Raw genomic sequence first — 19,330 nt, forward strand, 5'->3', positions numbered from 1 at the left:
TTTGAAAGCATTGATAGGTAAGTTTAAAGCTCATATCGAAGACAAGTTATCTTTTCTTAAAGAAAAGAAATTACTTATTGCCTGCAGTGGAGGATTGGATAGTATGGTGTTAACTTATATGTGTCATTTACTTGGTTTAGATTTTGGGATCGCACATTGTAATTTTAAGTTACGAGGAGCAGAAAGTGAAGGCGATGAAGAATTTGTTTCGGAAGTAGCGAATAAGATGAAAGTTCCTTTTTACGTTACAAACTTCGAAACAGAACAATATGCAAAAAAACATAAGCTCTCTATCCAGATGGCGGCTAGAGAGTTGAGGTATAATTGGTTTCGGGAGCTAATCTTAGAATATCAATATGATTACGTTCTGACAGCTCATCATAAAGATGACAATTTAGAAACTTTTTTAATTAACCTTTCTCGAGGCACTGGAATTGATGGACTTACAGGTATTCCGGAAATAAATGATGTTTATGTACGACCATTATTACCATTTTCTCGAAATCAAATTTTAGAATTTGCACAAAAGAATACTATTAGCTGGAGAGAAGATAGCAGTAATAGCAGTACAAAATATGTTAGAAATAAACTGCGACATGATGTGATTCCCGAGCTTTTAGCAATAAATCCTCAATTTTTACAAAACTTTGAAACTACTTTAGATCATCTAAAACAGACCAGAACATTTGTCAAAAATCAAGTAAAAAGGGTCAAAAAAGATGTGTTTGAATATTCGGAACTTGATACCATAAAAATACCAATTCATAAGCTACAGGAACATAATGAACCAAAAACGTATTTATATTTTCTATTAAAAGAATATGGATTCACTGCTTGGGATGATATCGCACGAATGCTAACTGCGCAATCTGGTAAACAAGTTTTTTCTCCCACGCATAGGTTAGTGAAAAATAGATGGTATTTATTACTTTGTCCAATAGTCGAGGAGGTTTCTGATCGTGTTTACAAAATTCCTGAAGAAGAAAATATGATTATCATCCCTTCGGGAATGATAAAGCTTAAAGAGGTTTCCGAACTATCAAACACTGATCTGAGGACGATTTACGTAGATAAAGAAAAGTTAAAGTATCCATTAATTGTAAGAAAATGGAAAGAAGGCGACTATTTTTATCCCTTAGGAATGAAAGGCAAAAAGAAGTTGAGTAAGTATTTTAAAGATGAAAAACTATCTTTGCTGGCTAAGGAAAGAGTCTGGTTATTATGTTCTGAAGACGATATTGTTTGGATCATAAATTACAGAGCAGATAACAGATTTAAAATAAGCCCCAAAACAAAACAATTACTAAAAGTAACGATAACCTAATGAGGAATATTCTAGTACTAGCAACAACACTGTTATTTTCCACTACCTTGTTTTCACAAATATTTGAACCGATAAAATGGAAAAGTAGTGTTAAGGAAGAATCAGAAAATTTGTATACACTATATTTTGAAGCAACCTTAGAAAAAGGTTGGCATATATATTCTCAGCAAGTAGTGGAAACGGATGAAATAGCACCTACTGCCACAGAATTCACTTTTTATAATGAAGATAAAGCGTATGAACTAATAGGAGAAACAGAAGAACCAGAAGGTATCCAGAAGTTTGACAAAGTTTTCGAAATGGATATTAAATATTTTGAAAACAATGTTGTATTTATTCAAAAAGTAAAGCGATTGAATACTTCTTTGGAAACTATTAAAGCAGAAGTGTTCTTTGGAGTTTGTGATGACGAAAAATGCCTGGCACCAGATATCGTTGAGTTCAATTTGAAATTATCTGGAGAGGATGTAAATGAAACAGCTGATTCAGGGATTACTTCAGAAGATATTAATAAATCTAAAGCTTTGGATGCGGGAATCAAAGGTTGGGATGAATTTCCTAAAGAAGATGTGCAGAGTCAAAGCTATCTAAAAATATTTGTACTTGGCTTTTTAGGTGGTTTAATAGCGTTGTTAACACCTTGTGTATTCCCAATGATTCCGCTTACAGTATCTTTTTTTACAAAAGGTGCCAAGGATCGTAAAAAAGGAATGATGAATGCTATACTTTATGGGGTATTTATATTCGCTATTTATGTATTATTAAGTCTTCCATTTCATCTTTTGGACTCTCTCGACCCAGAAATTCTTAACAATATATCGACTAATGTAACACTCAACATAATCTTTTTTGTTGTGTTTATAGTATTTGCAATATCCTTTTTTGGATATTTTGAAATTACCCTGCCAGCATCCTGGAGTAATAAAATGGATAGTAAGGCGACAAGTGTAGGAGGGATTTTAGGAGTATTCTTTATGGCATTGACTTTGGCCCTAGTTTCATTTTCTTGTACTGGTCCGATTTTAGGTTCTTTATTAGGAGGTTCGCTAAGTAGTGATGGAGGAGCAATGCAATTAAGTTTTGGAATGGGAGGATTTGGTTTAGCACTTGCACTACCTTTCGGGCTTTTCGCTTTATTTCCTAATTGGTTGAATAACTTGCCTAAAAGTGGCGGATGGCTTAACGCGGTAAAAGTAGTTTTAGGATTTATAGAACTAGCGTTGGCGTTTAAATTCTTATCTAATGCAGATTTAGTGGAGCATTGGGGAATTCTGAAACGTGAAATATTTATTGGAATTTGGATTGTTATAGGAATAGGATTAACGCTGTATCTCTTTGGGAAAATTCGTTTCCCACATGATAGTCCAATTAAAAAATTAGGTAAAGTAAGAATCACAACAGGAGTTCTGACACTTGCTTTTGTAATCTATTTAATTCCCGGTCTTACCAATACGGTATATGCTAATCTAAAGTTGTTGAGTGGTTTTCCACCGCCGCTATTTTATAGTATATATGAGAAGGAAACACATGGTCCATTAGGCCTAAATGCGTATACTGATTTTGAAAAAGGCGTAGAAGCAGCAAAGAAACAGAGTAAACCAATAATGATCGATTTTACAGGTTGGGCTTGTGTCAATTGTAGAAAGATGGAAGAGCAGGTTTGGAGTAATCCGGAAATTACTAAAATTCTTAAAAATGAGTATATATTGATCTCACTTTATGTGGATGATCGAGAAAAACTTAAAGAAGAGGATCAGTTTAAATTTCTAAAGTCTTCCGGTACTATAAAATCAATTAAAACTGTTGGTGACAAATGGGCTACTTTTCAAACACTAAATTTTGAAAATAACTCTCAACCATATTACGTATTAGTTGATTCTAAAATGAAGCTTTTAAATAAAACTACTGCATACACTCCTAATGAAAATGAATATCTAAAATGGTTAAAAATGGGATTAAAGAATTTTAATAAAAAGTAAATAACTTATAGTTATATAAGTTTTTATTATGGCATTGGTGTAAGGACAAGCTTAATTATCGACTTTACTATTAGTATAAAAGTAACTAATAGTGTCCATGGAAAAAATAGACTTATCCCAATGTTTCCCATTTATTGAAAATGAGCTGAAAGATGAAATGATGTCTTTTGGAGATTTTAAAAATATAGCTAAAGGCGAATATGTTGTAAAACAAGGGAGTTACTTGACCTTTTTGCCAATCATTTTGGATGGTTTGATAAAAATGTATGCAGAAGAAGATGAAGTGGAGTTTCTATTGTATTACATACATCCCAATCATTGTTGTATTCTCAGTTTTAATCATTTATTTAATCAGAAAGCGGTGCGCTTCTCAGCTAAAACCGAAGAAGACACAACAGTATTGTGTTTACCCATAAACAAAGTAAAAGAGTGGTTTGTAAAGTACCCTTCGTTTACACAAATTATTTTAAAAGATTTTCAACGTAATTATGAAGATTTATTAAATACAACGAAACAAGTTGTATGTTATAAAATAGAGGAAAGACTCGTAAATTATCTGGATGAAAAAGCAAAGCTTCAGAATTGTAATATGATCCAGATGTCTCATAAAGAAATAGCATCGGATCTAGGTACATCTAGAGAAGTTGTTTCCAGAATAACTAAAAAATTACAAGCTTCAAATATATTAGTTCAGCATAAACGACATATAGAGCTGACAAAAACAAGAGGAGTTTATTGTCAGAACTAACACGCTTTTATTAAAAAAAGAGCAGCAAAGAAACATCGCAAATATGCGATGTTTCTTTGCTGCTCTTTTTTTTTAAAATTTATATATAATCAACTGTTTTACAGATATTTAAATAACATTTTTTTAACTTTTCACAGTGACTTTTATCACCGTTTTTCACCTTTTTGAGCTTATATATTTGCATCATATTGATGAACAAAAAAAATGTATAAATCATGAAAAACAATTTTATTTATTTAATTATTGGACTGTTTACTTTTATCTCATGTAGTGAGGATGATGATATTGTAATACAACCAGATGGAGAAACTGATGAAGTAATTAATCAGGTAGTCTTTAATGAAGTCAGATATCAAGGAACGGATTTGATAGAGATCTTCAACAAAGGAAATCAAGAAGCGGATTTAAGTGATTACTGGTTATGCCTAGGACCAGGAACATATGAAAGAATAGGTGATCTAACACCAGAGAGTGGAAGTATTGTGACTCCTGCAGGAGGATTTTTGGTATTATCGTATGATTTACCAGACAATTCAGGGGGTCTAGGGTTATATTCTTCTAATGCTTTTACAGATGCAGATGCTATTGTAGATTTTGTTCAATATGGAGCAGGAGAAAGTGCTAGAGAGAATATTGCCGTTGCCGCAGGTATATGGACTGCAGGAGAGTTCGTACCTACGATAACTAATCCAGATAATAGTATTGTATTCGATGGAGAAGGAAACGGAGCAGCAAATTGGGCTGAAACAACTACTGTGACTTTTGGATCAGAAAACGTATTAACAATGCCAGATAATGGTGTACGTTCAATAGTTATTAATGAAGTGAATTATGGGGAAGATAAACTAATTGAACTATGGAACAATGGAACAGTTGCAGTAGATATTTCTACATATTGGTTATGTTTAGGACCTGGGCAGTATGTTCAGATGCAAAACGCAACAATTACTAGCGGAGATGCTAATTTAGATCCAGGAGAATTTGTAGTTGTAAATTGGGATGAACTAACTAATAGTGAAGGATTGGGATTATATGCAAACAATTCATTTACAAGTGCTGATGCAATTATGGACTTTGTACAATGGGGATCTGCAGGAAGTGCTAGAGAGAATGTAGCAGTAGCAGCAGGAATTTGGACCACTGGAGATTTTGTGCCAGAGGTAAGATTACCTAGCTACAGTATAGCATATGATGGAGAAGGAGATGCTGCAACTGATTGGAACGAAACCATAAACCCAACTTTCGGACTAGGAAATGCCACGCCTATTGAGACAACAACTTTTTCGATTACAATTACTAATACTATTAATTATTTAAATGTACATACATTTACTACTCCAGTTGGAGCTACAAGTCCAGGACCATTAACAACAGATGGTGCTCAATATCAAGTTTCTTTTAAAGCAGTTCCTGGTACTAAATTTACTCCAGTTACTATGATGGGGAATAGTAATGACTGGTTTTTAGCACCTACAGATCTTGATGGAATTGATTTGTTTCCTAATGGTCAAGCTTTAAATGGTATAGATATTGCAAGTCAACTTTCATTATATGATCTTGGAACAGAAGCAGATAAAGATCCGGCTACTTTTCCACCAGCTGGCGCTAATGTTGGTCCTGCAGACGCAAATCCATTAGTTCGTTTAGTAGATGGTAGAGGTACTGGAGATATTTATATGACTGCTGTATTAGATTATGCTAATGGAGATGGAAATTCCGCTGGAACATTTACACTAACTATTACAGCAATAAACACTCCCAATGCTAATATGGCACCGAGTTCAGATAATGGATTTGTAATTACTCCTGGTATTATAGTACTTCATGCGCAAGGTGAACCATTATTTACTATTGGAGAAGAAGACAGAGGAGTGGGATTAGAAGGAATTGCAGAAGATGGTATGCCGGGAGCTTTATACAGTTGGTTTACAGAAGAAGGATCTCAGGGAACTCCGTTACGTTTATCATCATCTCTAACGCCTTTCTCACCAGCTTTTATCTATGCCTTTAATACGGATAGTGATCCTTGGTTTAATCAAGGAGAAGCAACGCAAGTATCCAATGGTTTAGAAGAAATAGCCGAAGATGGAGATAGATCAGTAGCTTACAATTATTTAAAGGATTTTGGTATTCCAGTAGCCTTAAGTAATGAAACAGGACCAATAGTGCCGGGTGGCTCTCAGACATTTACTATAGAAGTACCCAAAAATCAGGATTATAAGTTTGGGTTTGGAACTATGTTCGTAAAATCTAATGACTGGTTTTTAAGTTATAATAACGCTGGATTACCGTTGTTCGGGGAGGATGGAATTACACCATATTCAGGTACAGATCTAAGTACTAAAACTTATTTGTATGATGCAGGAACAGAAGAAGATCAACCAGTAGGATTCGGTATGGATCAGGTGATGAATCAATCGGGAGCAAATATTGGTAATACAGATGCAAATACTACGATCAGAAGAGTATCGAACCTAGAAGATGTACAATTTGGAAAAGGAGTGATCAGTAGCCCTCCAGGTGTAACTTGGTCTGGAGATTCCAGAGGAGGATATAATATGATAGAGATTAATATTCTACCGCAATAAATAACTAAGAACTTGATATATTTGGGGATATAAGTTCTTAGCATCAATGAGCCTTCAGTTAGCGCTGAAGGTTCATTTGTTTTACACTATATCTAGAGAAGATTGTTAAAATCTCCTTAAAAGGAAGCTTGTCAGCATTCCATTTTTTATCTTCAGCATTCAACTAAACTCAAGCAAATGCGATCAATTAGAATACTATTATTATCTCTTTTTAGCTTTTTAATTTTTTTTACTTCCTGTGCTAAAAAAGAAGAAATCTCTACCAAATCGGAAGTTCAAAAAACAGATGAAGGAACCGCTACAGAAAAAGATGCTTACAAAGTAAAAGAACATTATTCTAAACAGGAAGTAGATATTGTAATGAGAGATGGAACTAAACTCCATACCACAATTTATTCTCCTAAGGATACCAGTAAAAAGTATCCTATCCTAATGCAAAGAACTCCTTATAGTTCTCGTCCATACGGAGAAGGAGAGTTTCGATCTAAAATTGGTCCAAACGAGTTTCTGATGAAGGAAGGTAATATAATCGTATACCAAGATGTGCGTGGGCGCTGGATGAGTGAAGGAGTTTATGATAATATGAGAGCCTATATACCTAATAAAAAGGATAAGCAATTTGATGAATCAAGCGATACGTATGATACTATCGAATGGCTTGTGAATAATGTAGAAAATACGAATGGGAAAGTAGGAGTTTGGGGTATTTCGTACCCAGGTTTTTATGCTACCTATTCTTTATTAGATTCACATCCTGCGTTAAAGGCAGTTTCTCCGCAAGCCTGTATTGGAGATTTCTTTTTTGATGATTTTCATCACAATGGAGCATATTTATTGAGCTATTGGAGAGCTACAGCAGTATTTGGGTATGAAAAAACAGAACCATTAAAAGAAAGTTGGTACTCCTTTCCGGAGTTGGGAACAAAGGATCAATATCAATTTTTCCTTGATGCTGTTCCGCTTAGTTCATTGGATCAATATTATAAGGAAGATAACGTTTTCTGGACACAATTAAAAGAGCACCCTAATTACGATGATTTTTGGCAAAAGAGAGGAATTATACAACATCTTAAAGATATTAAACCAGCTGTAATGGTAGTTGGAGGGTTGTTTGATGCAGAAGATTTATATGGGCCTTTCGAAACGTATGAGAAAATAGAAAACAATAGTGAGAATTATAACATTATGGTTTTTGGGCCATGGAGTCATGGAGATTGGGCAAGAAATAAAAAACGTCAGGCGATTGGAAACGTATATTTTGGAGACAATATTTCGCTCAATTTTCAAAAAAATATAGAAACAAAATTCTTTAATCATTTCCTAAAAGGAAATGGTGAAAAGAATACAGGGCTTGCTGAAATTCAGATTTTTGATACAGGAAAAAAGGAATGGAATACTTATGATAGTTGGCCACCAAAAAATGCAGAAAAGAAAACAATGTATTTATCTGGTGATGGTTTAACAGAAAGTGCAGGGAAAGGATTTTCAGAATTTATTAGCGATCCTAAAAAACCTGTTCCATATTCGGAAGATATAAAAATGGTGTTTACACCGAGGAAGTATATGACAGATGATCAACGTTTTGCTGCGCGTCGACCTGATGTATTAGTGTATGAAACCTCTGTACTTACAGAAGATATGACGCTTTCTGGTGAAGTTTTGGCAAAATTAAAAGTTGCTACTACGGGAACAGCTGCGGATTGGGTAGTGAAATTAATCGATGTGTATCCTCCCGATGCAGAGGATACCGAAGAAACTCAAGCATATTTAAAAATGTCCAATTACCATATGATGGTTCGAAGTGAAGTACTAAGAGGGAGATTTAGAAATAGTTTCAGTAATCCAGAACCTTTTGTAGCAAATCAGAAAACAGATGTAACTATTAAACTTCAGGATGTACACCATACGTTTATGAAAGGACATAAAATCCAAATTCAGGTGCAGAGTACTTGGTTCCCTTATATAGATTTAAATCCACAAACATTTGTTCCTAATATTTTTAAAGCTAAAGCATCTGATTTTAAGAAGCAAACCCATAAGGTATTTGATGATTCATCAATCGAAATTTCTGTCTTGAAATAAACTAAACTAACGAACTTTAATACCCTGAAAGATGAATAATGTAAAATTAAGTATCGTATTTATTTTCTCTCTTTTTATATTTCTTAGTTGTAAAAATGAGAATAAAAAAAGCGAAGTTATTATTACTAATGAAGAACAAATTAAGATACATTCTAAAAAACTTAATGATTGGTTTGAGACTCAGTTTCAAGAAGAAGTGTCTGAATCTCCTATGATGCAAACGTATTTAGGAGTAAAAACGGAAGATTATAGTAAATGGGATGATGTTTCTTCTAAAAAAGAAGTAAAAGACTTAGATAAAGCTAAAAAACGATTGAGATACTTAAATGATTCAATTGATATTACTAAACTAAACAAAGCTACCACTTTGAGTTATCGATTGATGAAGGAAGATTTAAGAAATGAAATAGATGATTTTCAATATCGTTTTTATGATTATCCTGTAAATCAAATGCACGGAATGCAAGCAGAAATTCCAGCATTTTTGATTAATATGCATAAAATAGAAAACAAGAATGATGCTGAGGCATACGTCTCCAGGTTAGAAGGAATAGATGAGCTATTTGAACAACAAATAGAAAATATTAAGATTAGAGAAAAAAATGGAATCGTTCCTCCTAAGTTCGTTTTTGCCAAGGTTCTTAATGATTGTCGTAATCTAATCACAGGTAAACCGTTTGACGATTCGAATAACGAAAGTACGTTATTATCTGATTTCAAATCTAAAATAAAGAAATTAGAGATTTCAGAAGAAGTAAAGGATAGTTTGATTTTTAAAGCTGAGTTAGCTTTGAAAAAAGATGTGAAAACTGCCTATAATCAACTAATTGCCTTATTACAAGATCAGCAACAAAGAGCTACTACAGAAGATGGAGCCTGGAAATTTCCTAAAGGTAATGCATTTTATAATAATGCATTAAGACGCACTACTACTACCAATATGACTGCAGAAGAAATTCATCAACTTGGACTAGACGAGGTGGCTAGAATTCATAAGGAAATGAAAGATATTATGACAGAGCTTAAGTACGAAGGAACGTTGCAAGACTTTTTTAAGTTCATGAAAGAAGATGAAAGGTTTTATTATAGTAATGACGAAGCGGGCAGAGAAGGATACCTTAAAAGAGCAGTGGGGTTAATTGATAACATGAAATCTAGAATGGACGAACTTTTTATCACTAAACCCAAAGCTGATATTATAGTGAAAGCAGTAGAACCTTTTAGAGAAAAAAGTGCTGGAAAAGCATTTTATCAAAGAGGAACTCCTGATGGATCAAGACCAGGAACTTATTATGCGAACCTTTATGATATGGAAGCAATGCCAAAATATCAAATGGAAGCTCTTGCATACCACGAAGGAATACCTGGGCATCATATGCAAATTTCTATCGCGCAAGAATTAGAAAATATCCCAAAGTTTAGAAAGTTCGGTGGATATACCGCGTATGTAGAAGGATGGGGATTGTACAATGAATTCTTACCAAAAGAAATAGGACTTTATAATGATCCATATTCTAATTTTGGAAGATTAGCGATGGAGTTATGGAGAGCTTGTAGGTTAGTAGTAGATACTGGCATACATGCAAAGAAATGGACAAGAGAGGATGGAATAAAATATTATACAGATAATACTCCAAATGCAGAAAGTGATGCAATAAAAATGGTAGAAAGGCATATCGTAATGCCCGGTCAAGCTACGGCTTATAAAATTGGTATGAATAAGATTCTTGAATTAAGAGAAGCTGCAAGATCTAAATTAGGGAATGATTTATTTGATATACGAGAGTTTCATGATGTGGTGTTGACAAATGGAGCAGTGCCACTTACAATACTTGAAGAATTAGTGAATGAATGGATAGCATCCAAGAGTAAAACATTAGAAACTAAAGAAACGAGTTGATATTTATTTGAATACGAATATTTTACATATAAGTTATAGCCTTTCATCCGCTGAAAGGCTTTTTTTTTACCTAAACTGATCTAAATTACGGGAAATCTATAAATTTAAGTAAGAATATTACTACAATATTATATATTTAAAGATATTTTTGTGTACTTTGCTGGTGTAATTGGTATTTAATCTGGTTCTAGCCCCAAAATAGATCATATGAATAAAGCAATTTTAACCTTTGTGATTTTCTGCGCAATGAACCTACTTGGTTTTTCGCAAAGTCAATTTTCAGCAGTTGATTTTTCTAAAATAGAAAACGTAAAAGATTCTTTGTTATTTAATAGCGCGGTAAATGATTTACAGCATTATGTCAATGAAGATCAATTAGACCGAGCGGATGATATCGCTAATAAACTTATTAAGCTTGGCCATGATATTAAGTATTTTAAAGGATTAGGCTTAGTGTATAGGCTGAAAGGCGTTATTAATAACGAACTGAATAAGAGTATTGATTCTAAAGAAAGCTTTGAAAAAGCCGTGCTTAACTTTCAAAAAGTTAATGATAAAAACGGTTTAGCAATGGTAAGTAATGATAGATACAATATCGAGAGAAATAAAGGAAATATAGAACAAGCTACTAATCATCTATTAGATGCTAAATTGCATAGGGAACAATTAAAAGACAGTGTCGGTCTTTCTGCTGTATACAATAATTTAGCAATCATTTATAAGGAGCTTAATGATATTCCGAATGCAGAAAAATTTTACCTTAAGTCAATGAATATGGGTAAGAAATTGAAGAGCAATGGTGTAGGTTTGGTTATCAATAATTTAGCTTTGTTATACACAGAAGGAGGGAAGCTTAAAGAGGCACAAAAGCTTTTAGAAGAAGCTTTGGTAATTAATAAAGCAGAAGATGATCTAAGGCATATGGCTCAGTCATATAGTATTATGGCTAAAGTAGCAATGTATGGAAAGGAATATGAAAAAGCTAAAAAATTCTATGACACCACACAGTGCGTTGGTACCCAAGCTAATTTCAAAATAATAGTTTTAAATGCGAAACAACAATTAGGTATTATCGCACTTGAACAACAAGAATATGATAAAGCAGAGAAATATTTAGAAATAGCAAGAGAGGATTTAGTTAAATCAAATGTTACATCATTAATTTTGAAAAACTATAAACATTCATTTAAACTAGATTCGGCTCGAGGTAATTTGTTAAGTGCTATAGCTTGGCAAAAAAAATATCAGGAACTTTCTGATAAGAGAATGAACGATATTACCACAAAAAAGGTAGAAAATACAAAATCTAGATATGAAGCCGAGTTAAAACAACTTAAACTGATAGATGAAAAAGAGAAGCGGGAACAAAAAACAAAAGAAGAATTATTTAGATACAGGTTATTAGCATTTATTAGTTTGGCAGTCATTGCAGTAATCTTAGTCTTTATGGTTCTTATTATCAAAACAAGAAAAGAGAGAAAGAGATATATAAAGGAGCTTAACGAATCCAACCAGGTTAAAAATAAATTATTCTCTATTATTTCTCACGATCTGAAAAATGAAATACATGGATTGGAAGGTAGCCTAAATTTGATGAAAGAAGATGTGATTTCTACAGAAGAGTTCAAAGAAATAGTCCCATTATTAGCTAATAGAACCCATCAAACTTCTATTTTATTGAATAACTTACTGAATTGGTCAAAATCGCAAATGAAAGAGCTGAATGCTCAGCCCACTACATTTGACATTACAGAGGTAATTAGTAATAAATTTACTTTTTTTAAGCCTAAAGCTGAGAAAAAAGATATTAAACTAATAAATAAGCTAGATCCTACTATGATTTTTGCAGATAAAGATATGTTTGGGATTGTGGCTCAGAATCTAATTGCCAACGCCATTAAGTTTTGTAACCCTGGAGATTCTATTGCCTTGATATCCAAAGAAAAAGAAAATCATTACGAAATCTGTTTTGAAGATACTGGCGTAGGTATTGACCCTTCTAATCTTAATAAATTATTTGCAGAAGATACATTTACAACAAATGGAACAGAAAATGAAACAGGTACTGGTCTAGGACTAAAAATATGTAAAGAGTTAATAGAGCTCAATCAAGGAAAAATAAAGGTAGAAAGCACTCTTGGAAAAGGAAGCACTTTTTATATTTCCTTGCCCAAGGCTGCATAAATTTATTTATCCAACAAGCTTCTAAATTGATAAAAGAATCTTTCTATAAGCCTTAGATTTTCTGTAATAATCTCTACAGAGCCTCTCATTTCTTGTTGAAAAGGTATTTCTTTATTGTATGTCGTAATCAGTTTTTTAGGTAGTTTTACATCTATAAGATATAGCCCATCTTTATCCGGTAACATTGATATATAATCTACAGTACCTTGTAGCATACCAAATTCATTGTCAGGAAAGTTTTCCAATTTAATATTAGCTTTTTGCCCAATTTTTATTTTTCCCGAATTCTGGGTTGGGGCCTTTATTTTAGCAACGTAAGAAGAAGATTCTTGTATTGGGATTACTATAAAAACAATATCACCGGCAGTTACATTTTCATTTTCAAAACGATAATTAGAAAAAGAAACTCTTCCTTCTATATCTGATTGTAGCAGATATCTTAATTCCCAATCTTTTATACTTTTTTTCAATTGATCAAAGGACTGAATCACTTTGTTACGTAAGCTTATTTCTTCTCTTTGCTGATTAAATTCAGTTCCTTTTGATGTTTTCTGTGCATTACTAATACTCTCCTTAATCTGAGAAAGTTGTGTGTCATAGTTTTTATAATTATTCTCAAACTGCAAATATTCAATTTTTGCTTGTTCATATTCTTGTTGAGAAATACTACCCTTATCATATAACTCTTGCTGTCTTGCAAAATCCTTTTTCTTAAAGTTTAATGCACTTCCTTCAATTTTTTTCTGACTTAAAATTCCTTCTTGCCTTCTGTAGAGTTCCGATAAAGATATCTGATTAGCTATGTTTTCATCAGAAAAGGGTTTTAACTCTCTATTTAAAGTGTATTCTATGTAACTATTCTCAAAAGTAGCGTAACTTGTTTGGATATCTCCCAGTTCTAAAATTGGGGGCATTTGGTTAAACGGAAATTCAATACTACGGTTATTAATGGTGATAGTGTCAACCACTCTTTTAAGGCTAAAGACATCAAGATAGTTTGCTGTATTTCGAAGAATTGCTAAAGGAGTTCCTTCTGGAACAGTATCTCCTTCTTTTACTAAAATTGCTTCTATCTTCTCACTAACATTTGCCTGTTCTTTTTGCAAAGGTACATCTGTTGTTATGATTGCCTGCGCAGGAATTGTATCCGGATATTTAAGCATCCAGGAAAGAAACAATAATAAAAGTATTAGTCCTAATATCAATAGGTTACCCCATCGGATCATCCAATGCGGTACGCGTGTAAGAATTTCCTGAACCTCTTCACTTCTTAATTGTATGTCGTCTAAATTATCTGGCATGTTTTGTGTAATTACGAATTATGAATTACCGTTAGTTTTTTAATAAAATAATCTAATTTTAACTACTCACTACTCACTACTTTCCGAGTTCTAATTGATTTTTAACCAAATTATAATAACTTCCTTTTTCTTTGATCAGCGATTCGTGATTTCCAACTTCTATGATTTCACCTTTATCCAATACCACAATTTGATCGGCATTTTTTACAGTACTTAATCTATGCGCTATCACCATAACGGTTTTGTCCTTGAAGAAGGTGTCTAATTTTTCCATAATTACCTTTTCATTGTTAGCATCCAAGGCTGAGGTTGCTTCATCAAAAAATAAGAATTTAGGATTTTTATATACCGCACGAGCAATAAACAATCGTTGTTTTTGACCTGTACTAAGTCCTACACCTTCCATTCCTATTTTTGTATTATAAGATAAAGGTAGTGACTCTACAAACTCTTTAATGTTCGCCACATCGACTGCGTGTGCTAATTTTTTCTTATCAACATAATCTTCTCCTACTGCAATGTTATTAGCTATGGTGTCATTAAAGATATATCCTTCTTGCATAACTACTCCAAACTGATCTCTCCAAGCCTTTTGTGATACATTCTGTAAATCATGAGAACCAATGAATATTTGTCCTTCATCAGGTTCATAGAACTTCAATAAGAGTTTCATAAGGGTAGTTTTTCCACTACCACTAACACCAACAACTGCTGTGATTTTGTTTGCAGGAATTAATAAGTCCAAATTTTGTAGCACGGGCTTATCTGATCCTACATACCTAAAACTAAGCTTTTTGATATCAAAACCAGAATTTTCTGGGATATCCTTAAGCTTTTCATCACCTGTTTTTTCTTCGTCTTCTTTATTATGAATCTCTCCTAGACGTTCTAATGAGATTTGCGCATCTTGCAATTCTCTTAGAAAATTAATCAATTGTGTTATAGGAGCATTTAGTTGTCCTACAATAGATGTAATAGCCAACATCATACCTAATGTGATTTCTCCATCAATAACGAGTACCGCAGAGAGAACAGTGATCAGTATGTTTTTTAGTTCATTAATAAAAGCAGAGCCAACACTTTGATATTGCTCCAAAGCAAGGTTTTCTATCGATATTTTAAAGAGTTTAGCTTGCACAAACTCCCAATTCCAACGTTTTCTTTTTTCTGCGTTATGGAGCTTAATTTCTTGCATACCATTAACCAACTCAATAACTTTACTTTGTTCTTCGCTGATCTGAGAGAAACGCTTATAATCAAGCTTTTTACGTTTTTTGAAGAATATTAAAATCCAGGCAAAGTAGAAAGCACTACCAACGGCAAAAACCGTAAATATGGAGAAGCTGTAGTAGATAAGGACAATGCTAAACACAATTAAGTTTACCATGGAAAACAACACATTTAGTGAAGACATGGTGAGTATCTGCTCTATTCTTTTATGATCATTGATTCGTTGTAATAAATCTCCAGTCATTTTTACATCAAAGTAGGAGATAGGTAGGTTCATTAACTTGATAAAAAAATCTGAAATCAAGGAGATGTTAATTCTGGTACTTAAATGTAATAAAATCCAGCTTCTTAAAACATCAATTAATGTTCGTCCTACAAACAATGATAGCTGTGCAATTAATACTAGATATACAAAATCAATATCTTCGTTTTCTATACCTACATCAACAATACTTTGGGTTAGGAATGGTGTAATAAGCTGTAACAAACTACCAGCTGTTAAACCTAGTATAAGTTGAAAGATGAATTTTTTGTATTTAAATACGTACTTAGAGATAAATTTAAACCCAAATTCTTCATCTTTTTCATCCAAATTGTCATTATAGAACTTTGGAGTAGGTTCTACCAATAATGCAACTCCCTCTTCAGTAGTTTGATCGGCATTGTTACCGATCCAAGCTTTTATAAATTCTTCTTTAGTGTAGGTGATCAAACCATGGGCGGGATCAGATACATAGATCGTCATGCCACCTTTTCTGGTGTTCTTAATTTTATAAACTACGACATAATGTACTTTGTTCCAATGAACAATACAAGGTAGTGGAACTTCTAATAATTGATTTAAAGATAGTTTTACACCCAGCGATCTGAATCCAATACTTTCTACAGCTTCGCTTAGGCCAAGTAAAGAACTCCCTTCTCGGGTGGTTTCACTTAGAGATCTAAGCTTCTGCGTATTCAGTACTTTCCCGTAATGTTTAGCTATGATTTTAATACAAGTGGGTCCGCAATCTTTGGATTCAGCTTGTTTATAAAAAGGAAATTTTGGCATTCAGAGTTTTAATTTTGTGTAATAAGATCTTCTACAAAGAAAAGTAATTCTTTTCTATTATACGCATTAGGATAAGATTTCCCGTTTAATAATATCTCAGGAGTAAAATTTTTATCATAATTTACGCACCATTGATGCTGTTTTTTAAGTAAGTTTAGGTAATTGTCATTACTGAAATCTCCATACATTTTTAGCCAATCACTAGGTGTGCTAGACGAGTAAATCTTGCTCATAGCAAGTTCACATTTTTCTTCTCCTTCATCGTTAAACAATTCGGTAAGACGCGCAGCTATTTTTGTGCTTTGATTCTCTGGATGAATGTTCGGTATATTAAAACGCACAATGACTTGCACTTCTTTTCTATAATTTTTCAATATGTTATCAATTAATACGTGTACTTCTTTACAATGACCGCATAAAGGATTTGTGATTACTGTAATTGATAGTTCCGGTTTTTCAGTTTTATTACCAAGAATTATTTCTTTTTTATCTAATGATTTAATTGGTAGTATTTGAGATTCAGAAAGTAGCGTGTCAAAAAGAGTATAATTTCGTTTAAACTTAAAATGTTCTATTTTTAATTTTCTGGATGTTATCTCGTTTTTTAGTAATGGTAATACATAAGACCAAGCGGTTGATATTAACAAAAAACATATTAAAACAGTACCAAAAGAATAACTATTAAATTTTAGTTCTTTTATGTCAAAATTCGCAAAATATATCGTTATTGCCTGCAACCATAAAATAAGGACAATACTTATACATAATAAACACCAGTTTTTTACAATTTTGTATTGATAAAAAATGGAATAAATTGTAAATGGTATTGCGCTAATAGAAATTAGATATATAAGGTCAATACTACTATTATTTAGTAATGTTAGTAAAGAAGATATAAGTAGGGTGCTAAAATATACTATAGAAACATCACTAAGTTTTAATTTATTAAACAAAGTAGCTCCTTTAGAATTTAAGACAGCGTTGCAATCGATGCTTTTTTGCTCCTTATTACAGAATTTATCAATTACGGTGGATTGTATACCAAGTTCCTTTGATACTATTAATGCGCTAAATAGTAGGCCGAAAAATGACATCGAATAATGTATAAAAGTTGTCAATTCGGGTTTTAATAGAAGAAATGATCCTAGTAAAACGAATACTAAAAAAAAGTTTACTGTAGTGCGATATTTAGTCTTTTTGAGAGAGGTATTGGTTTCACTATTTTCATTGTGTTCAATAATGAGTACAACGCCAGTCCAGATTTTTAGAAATTCTTCTACAGAAAGTATTTGAGTATACTCTCTACTAAAAATGAGATTGATTGTATCTTTTTTCTTGATGAAAAGAACAAAATGCTCACCGGTTTCATTTCTAATTTGGATTAGAGTATAGGAGTCTAATTGGGAATATGTTTCATTATCTGTAGGAACCTTGGCTGCAATGTTTTCTATAGCAAAATGATCGAGAACCCCAGTAATTGAATGAAGACTAGGGTAGGTGGGATGACTTAATAGTTGAAATTTAACCTCTTCTTCATCTATAGCAATTTTGTTCTTTTTTAGGAGTTTGTACAGTAAGTATATAACAGAATCTTTCATTAAACGAATTAATTATAATAGTATTGGTTGTGAAATTTAGTTAAGTGTTGTTATACAAATTCAGACAATAGAATTTCATTATACATACATCGATCCATAACCAGAGAAAATAATCGTTCTTCTAGCTGTTTTTTATCCATTTGAGAAGATATAGATTCATCAGCGTATGCTTCAGACGCTGCATCTTTGATCGTATTCTCTTCTTCGAAGTAGAAAAGGAAAAAGTCCCAATCTTCCACTTTTATGGAGGTGTTTTTTAAATCTTGAGGAGATTTGTAATATAGTACTACATCGTTATTTTCATCTTCTTTGCAGATAATATTATTATTTATGATAAACTTAGTGTTCATTTTTTCATCCCAAGAAGTATTTTTTAACCAATCGAAGTGCTTTTCCAGATAGCAGAAACGTTTTTCATTAATACTTTTGTATTCATTATCAAATAACCCGTTCCTTTTTAAGGATTCGGTTAGTTTATGAAACTCATCTGGAAATTCATACCGAAGTCTTGCTTCGATTTGTTCTTGGGTTACTGGTGATTTCTTACCGTGTCCTACGGTATGAATATAATATTCTTTTTCTGGGATAAGCTGAAACCTCATTACTTTAGAAAAAGAAGCATTCATTTCATTATAAAGAGCATTGGTACTTAGATTATTTTTTATAGCTAGATTCATTCCTAGCATTTGCTCATAAATCATATTAAAAATACCGAGATCTATTTTATCCAAATTCGACCGATTATCATCGATAAATGAGAAGACTATTTTTGCTAGCTCTTTAAAGAAAGAAGTATTGTTCCCTCCAATTACCCCTGCGTTAAATGCATTGATGTTTCCATTTTTTAGATATTCTTTACTCAAGGTGTCTGGTACATTTACAAATTCACGTAATATCACATCCAATACCTCCTTGTACCTTGGGAAATTAAACTCCAAATTCTGAAAACAAATATCTTTGCTAATAAATGATTCAGGAAAGCGGTTCCATATAAACACATCGGTATCGACATGAAGAAAGGGTTGATTCTGCAGCGAATACGATAAAACCTTACCTAATGCCCATAGGCCAGCCGGATAATGATGTAAGCGTTCTAACTCCGTATTAACTGATGTATATGGGATTTGTAGTTTTTCTTTCAATAATTCATTTCCATAGTCATCAGTATACATGACTACATTTCCATATTGTTTTTTAAAAGTCAAACAGCTTAATAGTGCGCTATAAAAAAACAGGTTGGTACTGGACCAACCCGCCTTAAATCTAGCACTTTCGTCATAATTTTGTTCCAAAAAAGGTTTAGACCAAAAACTTTGAATGATTTTTATGCTCATAAATGTCTAAA

General features: G+C 32.8%; 11 protein-coding genes. 7 read left to right on the top strand and 4 right to left on the bottom strand.

Annotated elements, in window-relative coordinates; translation table 11 throughout:
* Position 1 precedes the first annotated feature (1 nt).
* From tilS to D1818_RS22890, 7 genes are all read left to right on the top strand, one after another.
* Positions 2 to 1,324 (top strand): tRNA lysidine(34) synthetase TilS, encoded by a 1,323-nt coding sequence (gene tilS / locus D1818_RS22860; protein ID WP_370449432.1) that lies wholly within the window; start codon positions 2 to 4, stop codon positions 1,322 to 1,324.
* The gene (locus tag D1818_RS22865; RefSeq protein WP_118462212.1) at positions 1,324 to 3,303 is read left to right on the top strand and encodes a thioredoxin family protein; all 1,980 of its coding nucleotides are present in this window, start codon (positions 1,324 to 1,326) and stop codon (positions 3,301 to 3,303) included. Before tilS ends, D1818_RS22865 begins: the two co-directional genes overlap by 1 nt.
* A 97-nt stretch (positions 3,304 to 3,400) precedes the next feature.
* Complete coding sequence (locus D1818_RS22870; protein WP_118462214.1) at positions 3,401 to 4,051, top strand: Crp/Fnr family transcriptional regulator; 651 nt, start codon at positions 3,401 to 3,403, stop codon at positions 4,049 to 4,051.
* Positions 4,052 to 4,266: 215 nt separating this feature from the next.
* On the top strand, positions 4,267 to 6,639 hold the full coding sequence (locus D1818_RS22875) for a spondin domain-containing protein (protein WP_118462216.1): 2,373 nt from the start codon (positions 4,267 to 4,269) through the stop codon (positions 6,637 to 6,639).
* Positions 6,640 to 6,816: 177 nt separating this feature from the next.
* The gene (locus D1818_RS22880) at positions 6,817 to 8,721 is read left to right on the top strand and encodes a CocE/NonD family hydrolase (RefSeq protein ID WP_118462218.1); all 1,905 of its coding nucleotides are present in this window, start codon (positions 6,817 to 6,819) and stop codon (positions 8,719 to 8,721) included.
* Between the two features lie 31 nt (positions 8,722 to 8,752).
* Complete coding sequence (locus D1818_RS22885) at positions 8,753 to 10,621, top strand: DUF885 family protein (RefSeq protein ID WP_118462220.1); 1,869 nt, start codon at positions 8,753 to 8,755, stop codon at positions 10,619 to 10,621.
* Positions 10,622 to 10,828: 207 nt separating this feature from the next.
* On the top strand, positions 10,829 to 12,805 hold the full coding sequence (locus D1818_RS22890; RefSeq protein ID WP_118462222.1) for a tetratricopeptide repeat-containing sensor histidine kinase: 1,977 nt from the start codon (positions 10,829 to 10,831) through the stop codon (positions 12,803 to 12,805).
* Between the two features lie 2 nt (positions 12,806 to 12,807).
* Here the strand turns inward: D1818_RS22890 and D1818_RS22895 are convergent, their stop codons facing one another.
* The 4 genes from D1818_RS22895 to D1818_RS22910 form a co-directional block, all read right to left on the bottom strand.
* Positions 12,808 to 14,106 (bottom strand): HlyD family secretion protein, encoded by a 1,299-nt coding sequence (locus tag D1818_RS22895; protein ID WP_118462224.1) that lies wholly within the window; start codon positions 14,104 to 14,106, stop codon positions 12,808 to 12,810.
* A gap of 76 nt (positions 14,107 to 14,182) precedes the next feature.
* Positions 14,183 to 16,387: a peptidase domain-containing ABC transporter gene (locus tag D1818_RS22900; RefSeq protein WP_118462226.1), complete on the bottom strand. Its 2,205-nt coding sequence runs from the start codon at positions 16,385 to 16,387 to the stop codon at positions 14,183 to 14,185.
* Between the two features lie 8 nt (positions 16,388 to 16,395).
* On the bottom strand, positions 16,396 to 17,985 hold the full coding sequence (locus D1818_RS22905; RefSeq protein WP_118462229.1) for a vitamin K epoxide reductase family protein: 1,590 nt from the start codon (positions 17,983 to 17,985) through the stop codon (positions 16,396 to 16,398).
* A 50-nt stretch (positions 17,986 to 18,035) separates the two neighbouring features.
* Positions 18,036 to 19,319 carry a DUF6734 family protein gene (locus tag D1818_RS22910; RefSeq protein WP_118462231.1) on the bottom strand — a complete coding sequence of 428 codons (1,284 nt, stop codon included), beginning with the start codon at positions 19,317 to 19,319 and terminating at the stop codon, positions 18,036 to 18,038.
* Positions 19,320 to 19,330 lie beyond the last annotated feature (11 nt).

Source organism: Aquimarina sp. BL5 (assembly GCF_003443675.1).
Classification (GTDB): domain Bacteria; phylum Bacteroidota; class Bacteroidia; order Flavobacteriales; family Flavobacteriaceae; genus Aquimarina.